Origin of the sequence: Methylobacterium sp. yr668 (genome assembly GCF_900116245.1) — a bacterium.
GTDB lineage: Bacteria > Pseudomonadota > Alphaproteobacteria > Rhizobiales > Beijerinckiaceae > Methylobacterium.
This window is the reverse complement of record NZ_FOZY01000056.1, coordinates 1-18,271: the sequence shown is the minus strand read 5'-3', so window position 1 is coordinate 18,271 and position 18,271 is coordinate 1. Positions and strand designations below refer to the sequence as shown.

Sequence of the window (18,271 nt, the reverse complement as noted above, 5' to 3'; positions counted from 1 at the left end):
CGGGCAGGGCTTCGGCGGGCAGGGCTTCGCGGTGGCCGACCTCGACGCGGCGCGCAGCCTGGTCGGCGGGCGGGTGACGAGCTGGGCGTTGGCGGGCATTCCGGACCTGCGCCTGGAGGGTCGGGCGTACTGGGCGCACGAGCTGGCCGACACGGCGGCTTTGATCCGCTCGAGCGTGTTCGGGGCCCCATTCGCGGGCCGGACGAGCGCGCTGGGCCGGGACGGCGCGGTTCTGGGGGTGAGCCTGACGGGGGCGGTCGCCGCGGGCGTGCGGCTGTCGGTGGGCTATACCGGCGACGTCCGCCCGGGCGCCACCGCCCAGGTGTTCACCGCCGGCCTCCAGGCCGCGTGGTGACGGCCTCTTGAGCCACGCTCCTCGTCGCGGCCGGATCGCTCCCGGCACCCGTGCCGATCCCGCAGCATCACGCCGCGCATCGCACGGCGCGGCGGCGAGGGCAGCGAGGATCTCGGACGCCACCGCTGGATCGTCGCGCACGCCGGCGTGGTCGGCGCGCTTCCGCCGCCTCGCCATCCGCTCCGGGCGGCGCGACGATCTCCGCGCGCCTTCGCCCATCCCGTCTGCGCTTTCGTCCGCCGGACCCGGGCCAGAGGGTCGTGTGGCCGACTCTGCGTCAAAGGCGTCGGTGAGGAGCCAACTCGAGAGCGGACGCGCCGCGAACCGGCGTGGCAGTCTGATCCGTCGCGGCCGAGTAGGTTTCAGCCGTCCCCTTCTGCTTACGCTTCGCGGCGTAGAGGGCCGCGTCGGCGTGGCGCAGCAGCACGTCGCGGTCCTGTCCGGCCTCTCGTGACCGCGCGAGGCCGATCGTTCCCGTCACCCGCGCGATCTGACCCTGCCCTTTCACAACCATCTCGAGGTCGTGCAGGAGGCGCCGCACCATCGCCTGCACGCCCGCGCCATCGCAGGCGGCAGGCACCAGGATCGCGAACTCGTCGCCCCCCAACCGTGCCGGGAAGCAACCGGCGTAGCAGGGCGCGCGCAACCGCTCGGCCACGCAACGCAGAACCTCGTCGCCGGCCGCGTGCCCGAGGCGATCGTTCACGCCCTTGAAGCCGTCGAGGTCGATCAGGAGGACAGCCACATCGTCGTCGGAAGCGCGCGCCTCGCGCAGCCGCGCGTCGAGCGCGCGGTGGAATTCGGCTCGGTTGGCGAGTTGCGTCAGGTCATCGGTGCGCGCCTGATGGCGAAGACGCTGCTCCAAGCTGTGCCGTTCGGTGATGTCCTGGATCAGGCCGATGAGGGCGACGGGCTTACCCTTGACCAACTCGATCTCGCAGGAGCACCGCACGCGCCGGGCATTGCCCTTGGCTGTCACGAAATCGGCGTCCATCTCGAACGGCTCGCCCGTGTCCAGCACGCGCCTGACGGCCGCGCGGAAGAGGGCGCGATCGGGCTCGGGAAAGAAGTTCATGATCGCGCCAATCGGCACACCGCCGCTGACGGGCAGCTCGTGAATGACGAAGACGCCGTCCGACCAGGAGGTCGACCGCGTCTCGATATCGTAGCGGTACGAGCCCATCTCGGCCATGCGCTCCGCCTGCTTGAACTGGCGGCGCTCACGCTCCAGGCCCTCGACGGCCATCCGGCGCTCTTCGGCAGCCTCGGCTGCGCGCAGGGCCACGGCGCGCGCCTCGATCAGCGCCTCCGCGATGCAGGCCAGCTCTTCGAGCACCTCCAGGTCTGTCGCCGTCGGCTCGCGGGGCTGTTCGTCGAGGACGCATAGCGTGCCGATCGTGATCTTGTCGCCGTCGGCTTGCCGGACGCGGACCGGCACGCCCGCGTAGTAGCGGATGTACGGGGCGTTCGTGACGAAGGGGCTGGCCACGAAGCGCGGGTCGAGGCTGGCATCCGCCACGATCAGCGGAGCCTCCGTCTCGAACACGACGGGGCAGAACGCCTGGGCACGCGGCGTCTCGGCCGCCAAGGGACCGCAACGCGCCTTGAACCACTGGCGCTCCGGGTCGATCAGGGTGATCGAGGACATGCCGGTGCCGAGCATGCGCTGCGCGAGCCTGGCGAGTGCGTCGAACTCGCGCTCCGGCGGCGTGTCGAGGAGGGCGATCTCGGCCAGCGCCTGCTGGCGGAGTGCCTCGCGCTGGGTATTCGATATGGTCCCCTGCAGCACTGTTCGACCTCGCCGGAGCCAAGATGGTATCCGGGGGATACGACGAGAAGGTTTAATCGAGGGTGCGATGGCCTGACCTTTCATCGCGGCCCGGCTTCGTCCTGGGACTGGCGCTGTCCGGCACGCGCGCAGGGGCCGCTCTCACCGCTCTTCTCCCGCGAGCCGGCCGGCAGCTTCCGAGCGGGGGCGATCCGGCAAGCGACCCGGGGCAGCCGTTCCGACGAACATGGCACTCCCGGGGGAAACAGCCGAGTGTCCGGCGATGCGGGCTTTGGCCGGCGATGGGGCCTCCCGGGCCTCGATCGCTGACCCGTGCGAGAAGCCGCGCGGCGGCGCGCGCGCGTCAGGTGGCTGCCCGCAGGGTGATCCGCGTCAGCTCCGACGGACGCCCGAGCCGGAGGGCGAAGCCGGGCCAGAGCCCGGTGCCGTTGCTGACGTAGAGCCGCATGACCCCGACCCGGTACGCCCCCGAGACGAACCCGGAATTGCCGCGCGCCACCAGCCGGTCCAGGCCGCGGATCATGCCGCCGTGGGTGTGGCCGGAGAGCTGGAGCGCGACGCCGCGCGCCGCGGCCTGCGCGGCGTTGGCCGGCTGGTGGTCCAGCAGAACGATCGGCGCGCCCGGCGGTGCGCCCGCCAGGGCCGCGTCGAGGTCGGGCCCCGGATGCCCCGTGGCGGGCGCGGAGCGGTCGGTGACGCCGGCCAGCACCAGCGCGCCGCCCCCGCGCCTCAGGATCGTGTGGGTGTTGGCGAGGACGCGGATCCCCAGGCCCGCGAGATGGCGCATCCAGGAATCGTGGTCGAAGAAGTACTCGTGGTTGCCGGGCACGGCCCAGACACCGTCGCGCGCGCGCAGGGCCCGCAGCGGCGCGACGTCGTCTCGCCGGGCCTCCAGTGAACCGTCGATGAAGTCGCCGGTCACGACGATCAGGTCGGCCTGGAGGGCGTCGGCCCGCGCGACGACGGCCCGCGCCCAGGCGGCCGGGAACAGGCGGCTGATATGCAGGTCGGTCAGGTGCAGGATCGTGTAGCCGTCGAGGCCGGGGGGCAGGTCCGCGATCGCGACCGGGACGTCTTTCAGGGGCGGCACGCGCACGGCCTGCCACACGGCGACGGCCGAGAGGCCGGCGGCCGTCGAGGCCACCGCGATGCGCCAGGCGGTCGGGATCGCCCAGCCGCCCCCGGGCAGAGCCAGCGAGATCAGCGCGACGGCATCGAGGCCGAGCTGCATCACCGCCGCCAGCGCGATCGCACCGAACGCCCAGTTGAACAGGATCACGATCGGGCGCGGGAATTCGGGCGCGAAGACCGACCCGGAGGAGAGGCGGCTCCACAGGTGGTACTGGGAGGCGACCAGGAGGAGCGCGGCGAGGCCGAGCCTGAGCGCGAGCGGCACCGGCAGGGGCCACACCACCCGCGCGATGACGTAGGCCGCGGGCAGGCTGGGGATGAGGCGGATCATGGGCGGCTACATGGACCGGGCGACGGCCGAAAGGCAAAGCTCGCGCCGGGCCGCCCGGTGCGCGGCGGCACATGCGGTCGCCTCGCGCGGGTCGGGAGGTGCCCTCTGCCGGCCCGTCGCCCGCCCCGCCTTCCCCCCACCGCGCCCAGAGATTGTCGGCGTCAGCGCGCGCCCGGATCGAACCAGGCGCGCAGCGGATCGAGGGTGGTCTCGTGCGCCAGCGGGGGCGACGCGCCGTCCGGGGCCGCCATGCCCACGCGGTCGTGCCAGTACGTCGCCAGCCCCACCCGCGCCGTGCCCACGAGGTCGAAGGCCGAGCCCGCGACGAACAGGCAGCGCGCCGGCTCGACCCCGAGGGCCTGCAGTCCCAGCCGGTAGGGACGCGGATCGGGCTTGTAGAAGCCGGCGCGCTCCGCCGTGACGACCGCGTCGAGCTCGACCCCCAGGCAGCCGGCGGCGATGCGACCCAGACGTTCGGAGCAGTTGGTCACGACGCCGAGCCGCACGGAGCGCGCCGCGAGCGCCTGCAGGGTCTCCGTCACGCCGGGCCAGGGCCGGAGCTCGCCGTAGCGGTCCTCGAGGTCCGCCGCGAGGCGGCGCGGCAGGCCCACCGCCGCGGCGGCCTCGGCGACGAGATCCTCGTAGGGCCGGTACGCCCCCGTCCGGTAGGTGATCCGCAGGTACTCGGCCCGCCACCGGCGGCCGGCCTCCGTGCTGCCGGCGACCGAGTCCCACAGGGACCAGCTGTCGAGCAGGGCCGTCAGGAGGTCGAACAGGACGGCGTCGAACCGGTGGGCTGTCATGATGGGCTTCTCCTTCCGTATCGGGCGCCGCATCGGGCGGCGTCGGTGCCGGGGGCCTCGGGCCGCGCCGACGGGGCCCGGAGCGCGCGTCAGTGCGCGCGTCAGTGCGCGCGGGCGGCATGCGCCGCCCCGAGGAGGGCGGCGGTCACGCGCCTCGCGGTGTCCGGGCGGGCTCCCGCCGCGTCCGGCGCCGCCGGGCGCTCGCGAGGCGCCCGATCCGCGACGTCACGGTCGGCGCCGCCTACCAGCCATTGATGCGCGGCCAGACGGCGGCGACCCGCCCGTCGGCGTCGAGGACGTGGTAGCGGTCGTACTGCGCGCCCGTCGCGCAGGCGTGGTTCGGCAGGACGCGCACACGGTCGCCGATGGCCAGACCGGGGAGGGCGGCGCGGGAGCCCGGACGCAGGGCGAGGATGCCGTGCTCCTGGTTGGTGTCGGCGACGATCAGGTCCGGGTAGGGGCGGCCGGCGCGGTCGCAGACCACGCCGTAGCCCTGATCGACCGCCTGCCGGGCCGTGCCCCGGTCGCGCGACAGCGCCATCCAGCCGGCATCGGTGATGATCCAGCCCTTGTCGCGGCGGTGCCCGATCACGGTGGCGAGCACGCTCACCGCGATGTCGTCGACCGCGACGGAGCCGACGCCGGCCTGGAACAGGTCGCCGAACATGAACACGCCGGCACGGACCTCGGTGATCCCGTCGAGGTTCCGGGCGTAGCGCGCGGTCGGGGTCGAGCCGACGCTCACCACCGGGCACGGCAGGCCCGCCGCGCGCAGGAGAGTGGCCGCCGTCACCGCCGCCGCGCGCTCGCCCTCCGCGGCCGCGGCGAGATCCTCGGGATCGCTGAGGCCGTAGCTGTCGCCGGCGTGGAGCAGCACGCCGCGCAGGTCCGCCCCCGCGCCGAGCGCGCGCCCGATCGCCACCAGCAGCGCCGCGTCGGCCGGCTTCACGCCGGAGCGATGCCCGTCGGCGTCGACCTCGATCAGGACCGGTAGACGGTCGCCGGTCCGCGCGGCCCAGGCGGCGACCGCGTCCGCCTGCTCGATCGAGTCGAGCACCACGGCGAGGTCCGCGCCCCAGCGGCGCCGGACCGCGCCGACGCGGTCGAGCTTCTGCGGGGCGATGCCGACGCCGTAGATCATGTCCCGGACCCCGCCCTCGGCGAAGTACTCGGCCTCGCGCAGGGTCGAGACGATCGCCGGGCCGGCCGGACCGGTCATCGCCAGGCGGGCGACGTCGATCGACTTCGCCGTCTTCAGGTGCGGCCGGAAGGCGACGCCCAGCCGGTCCAGGTGCGCCCGCAGCCCCGCGAGGTTCGCGCGCAGCCGCGCCTCGTCCAGGAGAAGGCACGGTGTCTGGAGCGGACCCGACGCCCCGTCGGCCTCCGCTGACGGCACCTGCGTCCCGACTCCGGTGTCCGGCATGTCCACGCCTCCCTGTCTCGCTGCCGGGTGACAGATCATGCCGGACCGCGAGACGCCATTAATCTGTTCGGCATTCTGGATTAAGGTCGGCCTTAATGCTCGACACCGACGATCTCCGCTTCTTCGTCGCGGTCGCGGCCAGCTCGTCCCTGGCCGCCGCGGCGCGCAGCCTGAACGTGTCGCCCCCCGCCGTGACGCAGCGGCTGCGCAGCCTGGAGAAGCGGCTGCGGGTCCATCTGGTGGACCGGTCCGGCCGCGGCCTCACGCTGACCGACGAGGGGGAGCTGCTGGCCGAGCGCGGTCGCGACCTCCTCGGCGCCTTCGACGATCTCGCCGACGCCCTGGCCGAGCGCGTCGGCGCGGTGACCGGACATCTGCGCGTCGTCGCCCCGCTCGGCTTCGGGCGCCGCTACGTGGCCCCGGTCGTGACGGCGTTCCGGCTGCGGCATCCGGGCGTGCGGATCGACCTGCTGCTCTCGGATCGCCTGGGCCGCATCCCGTCCGAGACCTGGGACCTCGCGATCCACGTCGGTGAGATCAGGGAGGCGACCCCGAGCCTGACCGTGCGCGCCCTCGCGCCGAACGACCGGATCCTCTGCGCGGCGCCCGCCTACCTGGCCCGGCATCCGGCCCCGCGCGTGCCGGCCGACCTGCGGGATCACACCTGCATCGCGCTGCGCGAGAACGACGAGGACGTGACGCTCTGGCGCTTCCGCGCGGCGGAGGGCGCCGAGGTCCGCGTCAGGGTGGATGCGGCCTTGGTCAGCAACGACGGCGACGTGGTGCGGGGCTGGGCCCTCGCGGGCCTCGGCGTGATCGTGCGCTCGGAATGGGATGTCGCCGACGACCTGCGCGCGGGGCGGCTGGCGCGCCTGCTCGAAGGCTACGCCCTGCCGTCGGCGCCGGTCGTCGCCCTGCTCGGCTCGGAACGGCGGTCGCGCGCGGCCCGGACGGAGCGGTTCCTCGAGGCGCTCCGGCGCTCGTTCGATCCGCTCCCGTGGCGCCCGCCCGCGGGTCCTGGCGCGGCCGCCGGGGATGCGGGGCCTTGAGGCGCCCCGGCCGCGCGCCGTCCGGCCCCGAACGCTCCGCCCGACGACGCCCGATCCCGCTCAGCTCCGGATCTCGATCGGCGTGCCGACCTCGACCCGCGCGTAGATCGCGCGGGCCTCGGCGTTGGTCACGCCCACGCAGCCATCCGTCCAGTCGATCAGACGATGCAGGCGGCCGACCCAGGAGAAGCCGTTCCTCAGACCGTGAATCATGATGTCTCCGCCGGGCGGCACGCCGGCCGCGGACGCCGCGGCGCGGTCGGCGGCGTCCGGATAGGAGATCCGCAGCGCGAGGTGGGCGATGCTGTCCGGGTTCTTGCCCGCGATGCGGTAGCGGCCCTCGGGTGTTCGGCCGTCGCCCTCCATCGCCTTCGGGCCGACCGGCGCGAAGCCCAGCGAGACGCGGTAGACCGCCAGGACGCGTCCGCCGCGCAGCAGCGTCAGGCGCCGTTGCGCCTTCTCCACGCGGACGAGATCCGCGCGCTCGGCCTGCGGCACCAGGCCGGGGGCCGCGGAGCCCGCGGGACCGTCGGCCGTCCCGAAGAGGAGGGCGAGCGGCGCGACGCAGAGGATCGGTCCGACGAGGTGGCGGCGTCTCATCGGCCGATCCTACGGGGCAGGCGTTTCACGGCCAAACGACCGGGCCCGGATCGCCGCCGGTCAGGGTCGATCCCGGAGTCAGGCGGCCCATCGCAGGGCGTCGCGGCCGGCGTGCTTCGCCTCGTACAGAGCGCTGTCGGCCCGCTGAGCCAGCGCTTCGTAGCCCTCGCCCACGCGCGCGACGGCCAAGCCCATGCTCAGGCTGACCGGCGCTTCGGTCCCGGCACCGGTCGAGAACGGCAAGGCGCGTGCGCTCGCGCGGATCCGCTCGCACACCGCCCTGGCGCGCTCGAGGTCGCTCTCGCGGAGAAGGATCACGAACTCGTCGCCGCCGAGGCGCGCGACCAGATCCCCCGGGCGGATCTGCGATGCGAGCAGCGATCCGAGAGTCTCGAGCGCGCGATCGCCCGCCGGATGCCCCCAGCGGTCGTTGATCTGCTTGAAGTGATCGATGTCGATCGCGATCAGGCTGACGGGCGGGAGTGCCCTGACGGGCAGGATGGTCTCGATCTGATGCTCGAAGCCCGCACGGTTGAGCAGTCCTGTCAGGGAATCGGTGAAGGCGCTCCTCGTCATCTCCCGATCGTGCGCGGCCAGCTCGGCCGTGAGCCGCGCCCGCGCGGAGACCTCCGCCGCGACGGGCAGGCAGGTCAGCAGGATGAAGGCCAGGAACACCTGGAACGCCTGCGCCTGCGTGACGGCGTCGGCCGCGATCAGGACCATCGGCCCGCGACCGTACATCGTTGCGACGCCTCCGATGACGGCCACGACCATCACGGCCGCGGTGACACCCAGGCGGCCCAGCCGGAAAGCGATCAGGATGAGGGGCGGGAAGATCAGGAACAGCAAGGGGCGGCTGGTGCAGAAGAAGGTCGCGTACGCGACCGAACCTGCGAGGACGAGCAAGGCGGCCGCTTCGAGCCGGTCCCGCCAGCTCCGCTCCGCGAGCGCACGCGCGTAATCGCCTCGGAACAGCGAGAGCAGGAAGGGCGTGAAGACGATGAGTCCCAGGCCGTCGCTCGCGACCCAGGTGCCGAACGAGCGCAACAGGGGCTCGCCGAAGACGAGATGCGCCGTCAAGCCTCCCAGGACGCCGCTCGCGGCCGGTGCCAGCAATCCCGCGATCGCGAGGAACCGCAGGGCGGATCTCGTGGATTGCAGCAGGGCGTCCTGCTCGTAGGTCCTTCGCAGGAGACGGACGGCCAACATCACCTCGGCGAGGTTGGCGAGACTGTACAGGAAGGGGCCGATCAAAGTCCCCCGCGTCAGGACATTGGCCGCGATGTTCGCGGCCAGTCCGGCGCTCAGCACCGTGCCCGATCGGACCCTGTCATGGGAGAGCAGCAGGGCGACCAGAATGGCATTGGCCGGCCATAGGGCAGCGATGTCGTGTCCGCTACTGGCCAGGCTCAGTGTCGAAGCTGCGGTGCAGAAATAGAGAAACGCTGTCGTCAACCATAGATAGAGTGCCGGCTTCTCGTCGCTCTCGTCGTCGGATCGCTCTCGGATCATGGTCTCGATAGACATGAAAATTTATAACGAACAGATAATATTGTGCAACTATTGGTATGCTACTCGTCTATAATGCAACTGCTGGGGATGGAGACAGCAATCGTCATGATCGGCGATCGGCGCAGCGAGCATTGCGCCGACTCGCATGATCGGAGATCGGAGCCGTTACGGGGTGCCGCTGAGGCGTCCGTCGCGCGGTTGACCGCGCGTCCCCGCGGCGGACCCGGTCTCGCGCGGGAGCGGCGGGCGTGCCGCTTCACGCCTGCCGTCCGCGATCCCGCCGGACCGAGCCGGCGCCGTCGAGTCCGTGGAGGTCGAGGGTCAGGGCAGCCGCCGGGGCGTCGGCGGGCCTCTCGTCCGAAGAGGCCCGCCTCGCAAGCAAAGGTGGCTAAAAGGCCGGCATTAACCAAAGCTTAATTATCTGAGGAGGGCCGCTCAGGCTGCCTAGCTCCGCAACGCCGGCTGAGATACGGTTAAGGATCACTTAACGGATCCGAATACGATGGCGTCTATTACAGGTCTCGCCAAAGACTTGGTGCCATACCCTGGTCCTGTGCCGCTGCGACGGCGTCCGACGACCGCGCGGCGGCCGAGCGAGAAGCGGATCGCGCCGACCGTCTCGTCTCCCGACCACGGCCTTTCCGAACTCGCTCAGATCGAAGTCAATCTCGAAACCGACACCAGCACCCTGTGGGCCTTCATGCGCCCGCAGGGCCGCCCGTGCCAGAATCCCGAGATGCTGGCCGACTTCAGCCGCCTGCAGGATGGCATCGAGCGCGGTTTCGGCAACGGCAGCCTCGACCTGAACTACTTTGTCTTCGGTTCACGATTTCCCGGCGTGTTCAGTCTCGGCGGTGATCTGAGCCTGTTCGCGAGCAAGATCCGCGCGGGCGACGAGGCCGCGCTGGTCGGTTACGGCAACGCGTGCGTCGATGTTCTTCATCGCAACATGAACGCGCTGAACCTGCCGATCATCACGATCGGCCTCGTTCAGGGCGACGCGCTGGGCGGGGGGTTCGAGGGCCTGCTCTCGTTCGACGTGATCATCGCCGAGAAGGGCACCAAGTTCGGCTTCCCGGAGATCCTCTTCGGGCTCTTCCCCGGTATGGGTGCCTACAGCTTCCTCGCCCGGCGTCTGGGGACCATCAGGGCTCAGGAGATGATCCTCGATGGGAGAACCTACACCGCGGAGGAGATGCACGAACTGGGGATCGTTCACGTCCTCGCCGAGCGGGGCCAGGGCGAGGCGGCCGTGCGCGCGTACATCGCCGGCAACCACCGGCGCCGCAACGGGCAGCAGGCGATCTATCGAGCCGCCCGGGAGGTCAATCGCATATCGTTGGAGGAGCTGAGAAAGATCGTCTCGGTCTGGGCGGCCGCCGCGATGAATCTCACGAACAGGGATCTGAGCATCATGGAGCGGCTCGTCCTGGCGCAGGACAGGCTCAGGGGAAGAGCCCAGGCCGCTCAGGCCCGCACGGTGACCGCGCGGGGGCCGGCGGGGTCAACTCGCTAGCTTCGTCACGGGCTCCGCGGCCGCGAGCATGGCCCGGATCTGGGGTGCGGCGACCGGACGACTGAACACGTAGCCCTGGATCAGATCGCAGCCCTCGGCCCGGAGGATGGAGAGCTGCGTTTCCGTCTCGACGCCCTCGACGACGATGGCCATCCCGATGCTCCTTCCCATCCCGACGATCGCCCGGATGATCGCGGTCGACTCGGCCTTCCTGTCCAGGTCCCACACGAACGACCGGTCGATCTTCAGCTTGTCGAAGGCGAAGTTTCTCAGGGAGCTCAGGGACGAGTAACCGGTTCCGAAATCGTCGATCGACAGGCGGATCCCGAGCTGGCGGAGCGTGTGGATGGTCTCGACGATCTTGTGCGTCGCGCCCAGCGTCACGCTCTCCGTGATCTCGAGCTCCAGGCGATGCGCCGGGAGGCCGGAGCGGTTCAGCGCGCCGATGACGTGGAAGGCCAGCTGCGGATCACCGAACTGACGCGGCGACATGTTGACCGCGACGCTCACGGACGACGGCCAGTTCCGGGCCTCGCGGCACGCTTCGTTCAGAACCCAGTCGCCCAGCTGGACGATGAGCCCCGTGTCCTCGGCCACCGGGATGAAGTCCGACGGCGGGATGTAGCCGGAGACGGGGTGCTGCCACCGTAGCAGGGCCTCGCAGCTCACGATCGCCCCGGTGCTCGCGTCGACGATCGGCTGATAGTGCAGCTCCAGTTCGCCGTTGGTCAGGGCGGCCCGGAGATCGGACTCGAGGGCGTGCCGCGCGCGCGTGGCCGCTTCCATCTCGTGCTGGAAGATCTTGAACCCGCTCCTGCCGGCCCCCTTGATGGCGTAGAGGGCGATATCGGCGCATTTCAGCAGCCTGTCCTCGTCGTTGGCATGGAACGGGGCGATCGCGATGCCGATCGAGGCGCCGACCGTGACGTGAGTGCCGTCGATATCGAAAGGTCGCTCCAGCTCGTGCAGGACGCGCTGCGCGAGATCCTCCGCGACGGCCGGCGACGTGACGGATTGCTGGACGATGACGAACTCGTCGCCGCCGAGGCGGGCGACCGATCCGGACAGCGCCCCGATCCCGCGCAGCCGGTCCGCCACCATCTGCAACAACCTGTCTCCGGCCGGATGCCCCAGCGTGTCGTTGATGACCTTGAAGTGGTCGAGATCGAGCAGATGGACCGCGAAATCGCCCTTGCTGCTGGCGCTGGCTTTCAGCGCCTGGGAGACCTTGGCCTTGAAGCTGCTGCGATTGAGCAGGCCCGTCAGATCGTCGTAACGCGCCATCTGCTGGATGCGGGCTTCGCTCCGACGCCGCTCGGTGATGTCCTCGAAGATGATCACGTAGCCCTTCTCGGCGGTCCGCCGCTGCATCAGGGAGACCACGCGATCGTCGGGCAGGATCAGGACCAGGTTTCCCGACCTCAACGCGTTCGACGCCGCCGAGAATGTCGAGAGCGTCGCGCCGCGCCCCGCGGTTCGCTCATCGATGATGGCGCGGCTCAATGCGTACAGCGATTTGGCCGTCGAATTGGTATGGATGCGGTTCGAGGGAATGCCCGATATCGAGAGGAACTGGTCGTTCCAGACCTGGAGCCGGCCGCGCGCGTCGAACATGCACAGTCCGTGCGACATGTTGCGCAACGCGATGTCGAAGAGATTGGCCTGGGCCTGGAATTTCTCGGCGAGCGCCTCCTTCTCGCGCGTCGTCACCAGGGCCGACACGATGATCTCGCGCGTGCTGAGCGTGATGTCGATCATGCCGTAGGCGAACAGGAGCGAGAGGATGCCGAGCGAGGCCCGCTCGCCGTCGCCCGACACGAGCAGGCCCGCGGACAGCGGCATCGCCGACAGGAGCACCTGCGCGATGGCCAGCAGGGGGCGGCCCGCATTGCGGCCCGAGATGCCCGCGGCGTAACCGATCGTGAACGTGGGGGTGATGACCTGGAGCGCGAGGTTGGACGACCGCGTCGTGATGAGGAACGACAGGATGCCGAGCGACGCGGCGTAGGCGAACGCGCCGAGGGAGAAGTAGGTCTCCCAGAGCTCGTAACGATCGTGCTTCTGCGGCCCCTTCGTCAGGTAGATCCGAGCGAGCACGATGCGGGTGAGGCCGATCAGGCCGACCGCGAACGCGGTCACCGTGATCGCGCGATCGTCGGACCAGAACGCCGCGGCCGTGGCGACGATCGTCCCGGACGCGGCGCCGACCGCGAGCGACGCGAAAGGCTGATACAGCCCGTCGACGAGCGAGCGCTTCACGCCGCGCGCGAGGAGGGCATCTTCAGCGAGTGCGGCCCGCAGCTTGGAATACAGTCCCAACGCGGCGTCTCGCTACTTCGCTCTCGTCGAGGGGGTCATCATTGTAGCAGTTCAATCCCAGGTTATATCCGCATATTAGCGGCGTGGAATTTCAGAAATATTGAAAACCGTGGTTAACGCCGCGCGCGGAGCAAAACTCTGCTTCGAATATTTGTCTCCTCTGCGCAAATATTCGGTGATCTCCGTCGTTCGCGAGGCCGAATATCGGTGCCGCGCCGGGCAGTCCGGCGCATGTATGGACGGGACGGGCGCGGAGGGTTCACTCATATCCCGTCGGGCGTTGCGCCGCGGACACCCCATATCCGGAGCTGTCGTCTTGCTCGGCCGCGTTCGGCGCGAAGACGTCTGCCTGTTCGTCAGACGTCGCGGCGATCGCGCGATCCTGCCCCGGCGGCATCGTGGCACCGCCGATCCCGTTGCGCGCTCGACGTCCGCATCGGCGCCCGGATGATGTCGTCTCGTCGGGGACTTTCACGCTCCCGGGCGCGCGACATCGCTGTCCGCCGTACGCGACCGCCGCCGTTGCGTGTGAGCCGCCTCCCCGGCGCGATCGCGCTCGCGGAGCCCGGGCCACCCGCGCGCCGCCGGCGACCGGCTCAGCCGATCCCGAGGCCGCGGATGAGCAGGACGGCGATGGCCAGCAGCACGCCGAGCGAGGCGGTGACCGCCATCGTGACCCGGCCGCCGACCTGGGCCAGCACGCGCACGTCCACCCCGAGGCCGAGCGCGGCCATCGACACGATGGTGAGGAAGCCGGCGAGGCGGGAGATCGGCGCGACCCAGGCGTCCGGGATCAGCCCGAGCGAGCGCAGGCTCGCCAGGGCCAGGAAGCCGAGGATGAACCACGGGACCAGCTTGAAGAAGCCGGGCCGGCGCCGGGCGCTCCCGGGGGCGCTAGCAGGCTTGGCGCTCGCTCCCGCCGCCGGCAGGCGCGGGGCGAGGAGCGAGAGGGCCAGCACCACCGGCCCGAGCATCAGCACCCGGACCAGCTTGACCAGCGTGCCCACCTGCGTGGCGAGCGGGCCCACCGGGACGGTCGCGGCCAGCACCTGCGGCACCGCGTAGACGGTCAGGCCCGCCAGCACGCCGTACTGGTGCTCGCTGAAGCCGACGAGCGGCACGAACAGCGGCAGGCCCAGCACCATCAGCACGCCCAGCACCGCCGTGAAGGCGATGGCCGCCGCCACGTCCCGGCTGTCCGCCCCGATCACCGGCGCCACCGCGGCGATCGCCGAGTTGCCGCAGATCGCGTTGCCGCAGGCGATCAGCAGCGCCATGCGCACCGGCAGGCCCAGGGCGCGGCAGAGCGCGCAGCTCGCCAGGATGGTCAGCGCCACCGCCCCGACGATGCCGGCCAGCAGCGCCGGGCCCGAGGCGACGATCGCCCCGAGGCTGACCGCGGCGCCGAGCAGCGTGACGGCCACTTCCAGCACCTGCTTGGCCGAGAAGGCGATCCCGGCCTTGAAGCGCGCGCCCGGCACCCAGGCGGTCCGCACGGCCGTCCCCAGCAGGATGGCCAGCACCAGGGCCTCGACGTAGGGATGGCCGGTCAGGTGCTCCTCGCCGGCCTGCAGAGCCTGCGCCACCGCGGTGATGCCCAGGCACAGGAGCAGGCCCGGGAGCAGGGTGCCGGCCGCCCCGGCCCAGGCGGAGGCCCCCCGCGACCCGGTCGGCGCGGCCCCGGACCGGTCCGGCACGGCGGTTCTGAGGGTCATCGCGCGACCTCCTGCCCGGTCTCGGCGCTCAGTAGGCCGCGCCGAGATAGCCGGCGATGGCCCGGGCCTGGTCCTCCGTGATCGGTGCCCGGTAGACCTTGATCATCTTGGCGACCTCGGCGTCCCAGAACGCCTGCCCCTTCCGGGGCGGCTGCATGGCGACGTAGTCGGCCGAGTGGCAGGTCAGGCAGTTCTCCTGCGCGGCCTGGAAGCCGGCCGCGTGCGCGGCATCCGGGGCCGGCCGGAACTGCGCCGTCGGCTCCGGCAGCGCGTAGGTCTCGGGCGCGGCCAGCGCGGGTGTCGCGGCCAGCGCGGCGGCGATCGCGACGACCGACGCGCGGAGCGGGCGGGTGCTGAACATGCCGATCCTCCCTCTAGGCCGCGCGCACGCGGGTCGTCTCGACGACGTTGCGCATGTAGCCGGCGGGGTTCCAGCGCGGCTCCATCGGCTGGGTCGCGCCGTCGTTGCCCGTGGCCCGCACGCGCAGGGCGTGGGCGCCCGGCGCGAGATCGACCTCCGCGGTCCAGGTGCGGAAGGCGTAGGGGCCGAGATCCTGGCCGAGCCGGGCCGCGCTCCAGGTCCGGCCGTCGTCGGCCGAGACCGCGACGTCCCGGATGCCCGAGCCGCCGTCGAACCCGATGCCCCGCAGGGCGACCGGACCCGCCTTCACCGGCGCGCCGTCGGTCAGGTTCGTCAGGAAGGAGCGGACGTTGAGGCGGCCGATCGGGACGGTCCTGTCCGGCGCCTTGCCGGGCTCGGTGCAGGCGCAGGCATTGTCGGGGATGCGGTAGGCCGTCTTCATCCAGAAGCCCTCGAAGGGGTGATCGAGGACGGCGATGCTGTCGAGGTGCTTGACCCAGTAGGTGCCGTAGTAGCCCGGCACCACGAGGCGGAGCGGGAAGCCGTTGAGCCAGGGCAGGTCCTGCCGGTTCATGCCCCAGGCGAGCAGCACCGCGCCGTCCCGGGCGTGGTCGAGGGTCAGCGCCTTGGCGAAGTCCGGCGTCTCGGGCAGGACCGGCCCGTCGAGGCCGTTGAAGGCGACCTGCACGGCGCCGGCCTTCACGCCGGCCCGGTCGAGCACCGTCTTGAGCGGCACGCCGGTCCAGCGGGCGCAGCCCATGGCGCCGTTGGCGAGCTGGCCGCCGGCGATGCGCGGCTCGAAGAAGCCGCGGGAATTGCCCGAGCACTGGTTGACCGCGACGATCTCGGTCTGGGGCATCGCCTTGAGGTCGGCGAGCGACAGGGAAAGCGGGCGCTCGACCTGCCCGGTCACGGCGACGCGGAAGGCCTGCGGGTCGATCTCGGTCGGGATGTCGGCGAGGTGGTAGCGGACGAAGAACGCGTCGTTCGGCGTGATCGCGCCCCCGTCGAAGACCGCGAACGGCGTCTCCAGCTGCGGCGGGCGCGCGGTCATCTGCAGGAGCGGCCGCTTGCCCGGATAGGCCACGAGCGGCCGCTCGCCGTTGCCGAAGGGCAGCGTCCCCCCGTCGGCCGCCCGTGCGCGCGGCACGCCCCCGAGCGCGGCGAGGGCGCCGAGGGCGCTCAGCCGCATGAAGTCCCGTCTTCCGCGATCGGTCATCGCGCGCTCCCCGTTCAGGCTGTGGCAGCGGAGGTCCGGTTCGGCGCGCCTCGCCTTCGACTGCGAGGCGGCGCGTCGGGGGATCCCGGTCAGCGAAGGACCGAGAGGTAGTGGATGTCCTGCGTCAGGCAGGTCGAGAGGCGCCACTCGACCGGCCGCTCCTCGAGGTCGATGGCGACGCGGTCGATCTCGAGGGCGGGGGTTCCGGCGGGCACCTGGAGCAGCTCGGCCTCGCGGGGCCCGATCGCCACGGCCTTCAGGCGCTCGTTGGCGGTGGCGATCGTGATGCCGTAGCGGGTGGCGTAGAGGCTGTAGAGGGTGTTCGGCAGCTCGATCTGGGCGATGCCCGGGAACAGGCCGGCGGGCACGCTGATCGTCTCGACCACGCACAGCTTGGCGTCGACGGCGCGCACGCGCTCGATCCGGACCACGCGGGCGGACCGCACGAGGTCGAGCCGCCCGCGCTCGTCGGCGCTGGCGGCCGCCTCCGCGATCCCCGTGACCCGGCTCGTGGGCATGCCGGTGCCGTCGCCGTCCGGCCGCAGCTTCAGGAAGCGGAAGACGCTCTGCTTGTCGTCGTGGTCGGCCACGAACGTCCCGCGGCCCTGGCGGCGCACCAGCAGGCTGTCGGCGGTGAGCGCGTCGAGGGCCTTGCGCACCGTCCCCTGGCTGACGCCCAGCTCGGCGGCGAGCTGCCCCTCGCTCGGAAGGATCTGGCCGGGCTGCCAGACCGCGTCGGCCAGGCGCTTCAGCAGCGTGTCGTAGACCTGCCGGTAGAGCGGGCGGAAGCCGACCGCGCCGGCGCGTCCCGAGTCTGCGCGCCCCGAGTCTGCGCGTCCCGAACCTGCCTGCCCTTCGCCTGACCGTTCCATCGCGTGACGACGCAGAGCCCCATCCGTGGGTAGAGCGTCGAAGGTTGTGTCCAGCACCTCTCCCTCCTCTGGCTTACGTCGCCCTGCCGACGGGAGCAATCACGGGTTCTTCCTCCGCACAGGCGATCCGCGTCACAGCGCCCGGATCTCGGCCACGAGGGCTTCGGCCACGTCGAGCCCCGCCTCGGCGGCCCGGCGGCGGAGTGCGAGCCGGCGGCTGCCCGGGAGCCGGGCGCCGTCCTGCGCCTCGATCGCGCCGGCCAGCGCCGCGAAGCGCTCCGGCGCGTCCGGGCTGAGCGCCGCCGCGTCGAGGGCGAGGATCAGCTGCCCGGTGCCCGGCGGGTCGCCCGCGGCGTCGAGGAACGAGGAGGCCTCGCCGGCGAAGCGCGCGCCGACGAGGCCGGCGGCGAGCAGCTCGACCATCAGGGCGAGCGCCGTCCCCTTGGCGTCGCCCAGCGGCACCATGGTGCCGTCGAGGGCGGCCGTGGCGTCGGTCGTCGGGCGTCCCTCCGCGTCGAGGGCCCAGCCCTCGGGGATCGGCTCGCCGCGTTTGGCCGCCCCGACGATGTTGGCGCGGGCCACCTTCGACAGCGCGAGGTCGACCACGATCGGCGCGCGGCCGGGCAGCGGGCAGGCGAAGGCCAGCGGGTTGGTGCCGAACACCGCCTGCCGCCCACCCCAGGGGGCCATCGCGGCGGGCGTGTTGGCGAAGAGCAGCGCGACGCAGCCCTGCTCGGCCAGGGCCTCGACCGGGCGGCCGGCCGCGCCGCAATGGTGCGAGCGGCGGATGCCCGCCGCCGCCACGCCCTGCTGGCGCGCGACGCCCGGCAGCGCCTCCAGGGCGAGGTCGATCGCCGGGTAGGCGAAGCCGTGGGCGGCGTCGATCGCGAGCAGGCCCGGCCGCGGGCGCGACGCAAGCGGGACCGCGTCGCCCGCGACCTTCCCGGCCCGGACCTGCGCGGCGTAGGGCGCGACCCGCGACAGGCCGTGGCCCTTGAGCCCGTCCGCCTCGGCGCCGACCAGGGCGCGGGCGACGCTCCGGGCCGCGGCCTCGGCCGTGCCGCAGCGGACGAGGGCGTCGGCGGCGAGGGCCTCGGCCTCCGACAGGGTCAGGTTCGGCATCGGCTCAGCGCTCCGTGAGGTGGCGGCGGACGGCCTGGGCCGTGACGGCGGAGACGCGCACGTTCGATTCCTGGGTCACCCCGGCGATGTGCGGCGTGAGGATCAGGTTCGGCACGTCGGCGAAGACGGCGCCCGCCGCCGCGTCGAGGGGCTC

At 72.0% G+C, this 18,271-nt stretch carries 15 protein-coding genes and 2 pseudogenes; 4 read left to right on the top strand and 13 right to left on the bottom strand.

The window, feature by feature from the left end; genetic code table 11:
* Both BM419_RS30190 and BM419_RS30185 read left to right on the top strand, forming a co-directional pair.
* Positions 1–355 (top strand): autotransporter domain-containing protein (locus BM419_RS30190; RefSeq protein WP_175556420.1); only part of this gene is annotated, 355 nt, incomplete at its 5' end.
* A gap of 51 nt (positions 356–406) precedes the next feature.
* Positions 407–557: pseudogene (locus BM419_RS30185) on the top strand (IS5/IS1182 family transposase); the annotation flags it as partial.
* A 75-nt stretch (positions 558–632) separates the two neighbouring features.
* Here BM419_RS30185 and BM419_RS30180 read toward each other — a convergent pair.
* From BM419_RS30180 to BM419_RS30165, 4 genes are all read right to left on the bottom strand, one after another.
* On the bottom strand, positions 633–2,129 hold the full coding sequence (locus BM419_RS30180; RefSeq protein ID WP_244492118.1) for a diguanylate cyclase domain-containing protein: 1,497 nt from the start codon (positions 2,127–2,129) through the stop codon (positions 633–635).
* A gap of 358 nt (positions 2,130–2,487) precedes the next feature.
* Positions 2,488–3,606: a metallophosphoesterase gene (locus tag BM419_RS30175; protein ID WP_056530627.1), complete on the bottom strand. Its 1,119-nt coding sequence runs from the start codon at positions 3,604–3,606 to the stop codon at positions 2,488–2,490.
* A gap of 161 nt (positions 3,607–3,767) precedes the next feature.
* On the bottom strand, positions 3,768–4,409 hold the full coding sequence (locus BM419_RS30170) for an HAD-IA family hydrolase (RefSeq protein WP_056530626.1): 642 nt from the start codon (positions 4,407–4,409) through the stop codon (positions 3,768–3,770).
* 241 nt (positions 4,410–4,650) lie between these two features.
* The gene (locus BM419_RS30165; protein ID WP_091928613.1) at positions 4,651–5,832 is read right to left on the bottom strand and encodes an alanine racemase; all 1,182 of its coding nucleotides are present in this window, start codon (positions 5,830–5,832) and stop codon (positions 4,651–4,653) included.
* A 95-nt stretch (positions 5,833–5,927) separates the two neighbouring features.
* On the opposite strand from BM419_RS30165, the gene BM419_RS30160 reads away from it, so the two are divergent.
* Entirely contained in the window at positions 5,928–6,881 is a 954-nt protein-coding gene (locus BM419_RS30160) for a LysR family transcriptional regulator (protein WP_056530622.1), read from the top strand.
* A 60-nt stretch (positions 6,882–6,941) separates the two neighbouring features.
* Here the strand turns inward: BM419_RS30160 and BM419_RS30155 are convergent, their stop codons facing one another.
* Complete coding sequence (locus BM419_RS30155) at positions 6,942–7,481, bottom strand: L,D-transpeptidase family protein (protein ID WP_056530618.1); 540 nt, start codon at positions 7,479–7,481, stop codon at positions 6,942–6,944.
* 78 nt (positions 7,482–7,559) lie between these two features.
* The gene (locus tag BM419_RS30150; RefSeq protein WP_082557995.1) at positions 7,560–9,008 is read right to left on the bottom strand and encodes a GGDEF domain-containing protein; all 1,449 of its coding nucleotides are present in this window, start codon (positions 9,006–9,008) and stop codon (positions 7,560–7,562) included.
* A gap of 487 nt (positions 9,009–9,495) precedes the next feature.
* Between BM419_RS30150 and BM419_RS30145 the strand changes: the two genes are divergently transcribed.
* Positions 9,496–10,509 carry a crotonase/enoyl-CoA hydratase family protein gene (locus tag BM419_RS30145; protein ID WP_091928612.1) on the top strand — a complete coding sequence of 338 codons (1,014 nt, stop codon included), beginning with the start codon at positions 9,496–9,498 and terminating at the stop codon, positions 10,507–10,509.
* Here BM419_RS30145 and BM419_RS30140 read toward each other — a convergent pair.
* From BM419_RS30140 to BM419_RS33130, 7 genes and pseudogenes are all read right to left on the bottom strand, one after another.
* Positions 10,498–12,828 carry a putative bifunctional diguanylate cyclase/phosphodiesterase gene (locus BM419_RS30140; protein ID WP_056530610.1) on the bottom strand — a complete coding sequence of 777 codons (2,331 nt, stop codon included), beginning with the start codon at positions 12,826–12,828 and terminating at the stop codon, positions 10,498–10,500. The genes BM419_RS30145 and BM419_RS30140 overlap by 12 nt on opposite strands.
* Positions 12,829–13,424: 596 nt before the next feature.
* Positions 13,425–14,543 (bottom strand): YeiH family protein, encoded by a 1,119-nt coding sequence (locus BM419_RS30135; RefSeq protein ID WP_082557994.1) that lies wholly within the window; start codon positions 14,541–14,543, stop codon positions 13,425–13,427.
* Positions 14,544–14,571: 28 nt separating this feature from the next.
* Entirely contained in the window at positions 14,572–14,904 is a 333-nt protein-coding gene (locus BM419_RS30130; protein ID WP_091928611.1) for a SorB family sulfite dehydrogenase c-type cytochrome subunit, read from the bottom strand.
* A 13-nt stretch (positions 14,905–14,917) separates the two neighbouring features.
* On the bottom strand, positions 14,918–16,123 hold the full coding sequence (locus BM419_RS30125; RefSeq protein ID WP_056530605.1) for a SorA family sulfite dehydrogenase catalytic subunit: 1,206 nt from the start codon (positions 16,121–16,123) through the stop codon (positions 14,918–14,920).
* Positions 16,124–16,212: 89 nt separating this feature from the next.
* Entirely contained in the window at positions 16,213–16,995 is a 783-nt protein-coding gene (locus BM419_RS30120; RefSeq protein ID WP_020094926.1) for a GntR family transcriptional regulator, read from the bottom strand.
* A gap of 132 nt (positions 16,996–17,127) precedes the next feature.
* Entirely contained in the window at positions 17,128–18,117 is a 990-nt protein-coding gene (locus BM419_RS30115) for an Ldh family oxidoreductase (protein WP_056530602.1), read from the bottom strand.
* A 4-nt stretch (positions 18,118–18,121) separates the two neighbouring features.
* Positions 18,122–18,271, bottom strand: a pseudogene (locus tag BM419_RS33130) (3-phosphoglycerate dehydrogenase); the annotation flags it as partial.

What these genes read in the sequence shown, in the direction of transcription:
- BM419_RS30130 (WP_091928611.1), bottom strand. Translation starts at nt 14,904, where the DNA reads ATGTTCAGCACCCGCCCGCTCCGCGCGTCGGTCGTCGCGATCGCCGCC.
- BM419_RS30115 (WP_056530602.1), bottom strand. Translation starts at nt 18,117, where the DNA reads ATGCCGAACCTGACCCTGTCGGAGGCCGAGGCCCTCGCCGCCGACGCC.
- BM419_RS30120 (WP_020094926.1), bottom strand. Translation starts at nt 16,995, where the DNA reads ATGGAACGGTCAGGCGAAGGGCAGGCAGGTTCGGGACGCGCAGACTCG.
- BM419_RS30165 (WP_091928613.1), bottom strand. Translation starts at nt 5,832, where the DNA reads ATGCCGGACACCGGAGTCGGGACGCAGGTGCCGTCAGCGGAGGCCGAC.
- BM419_RS30125 (WP_056530605.1), bottom strand. Translation starts at nt 16,123, where the DNA reads ATGACCGATCGCGGAAGACGGGACTTCATGCGGCTGAGCGCCCTCGGC.
- BM419_RS30170 (WP_056530626.1), bottom strand. Translation starts at nt 4,409, where the DNA reads ATGACAGCCCACCGGTTCGACGCCGTCCTGTTCGACCTCCTGACGGCC.
- BM419_RS30155 (WP_056530618.1), bottom strand. Translation starts at nt 7,481, where the DNA reads ATGAGACGCCGCCACCTCGTCGGACCGATCCTCTGCGTCGCGCCGCTC.
- BM419_RS30145 (WP_091928612.1), top strand. Translation starts at nt 9,496, where the DNA reads ATGGCGTCTATTACAGGTCTCGCCAAAGACTTGGTGCCATACCCTGGT.
- BM419_RS30135 (WP_082557994.1), bottom strand. Translation starts at nt 14,543, where the DNA reads ATGACCCTCAGAACCGCCGTGCCGGACCGGTCCGGGGCCGCGCCGACC.
- BM419_RS30160 (WP_056530622.1), top strand. Translation starts at nt 5,928, where the DNA reads ATGCTCGACACCGACGATCTCCGCTTCTTCGTCGCGGTCGCGGCCAGC.
- BM419_RS30150 (WP_082557995.1), bottom strand. Translation starts at nt 9,008, where the DNA reads ATGTCTATCGAGACCATGATCCGAGAGCGATCCGACGACGAGAGCGAC.
- BM419_RS30175 (WP_056530627.1), bottom strand. Translation starts at nt 3,606, where the DNA reads ATGATCCGCCTCATCCCCAGCCTGCCCGCGGCCTACGTCATCGCGCGG.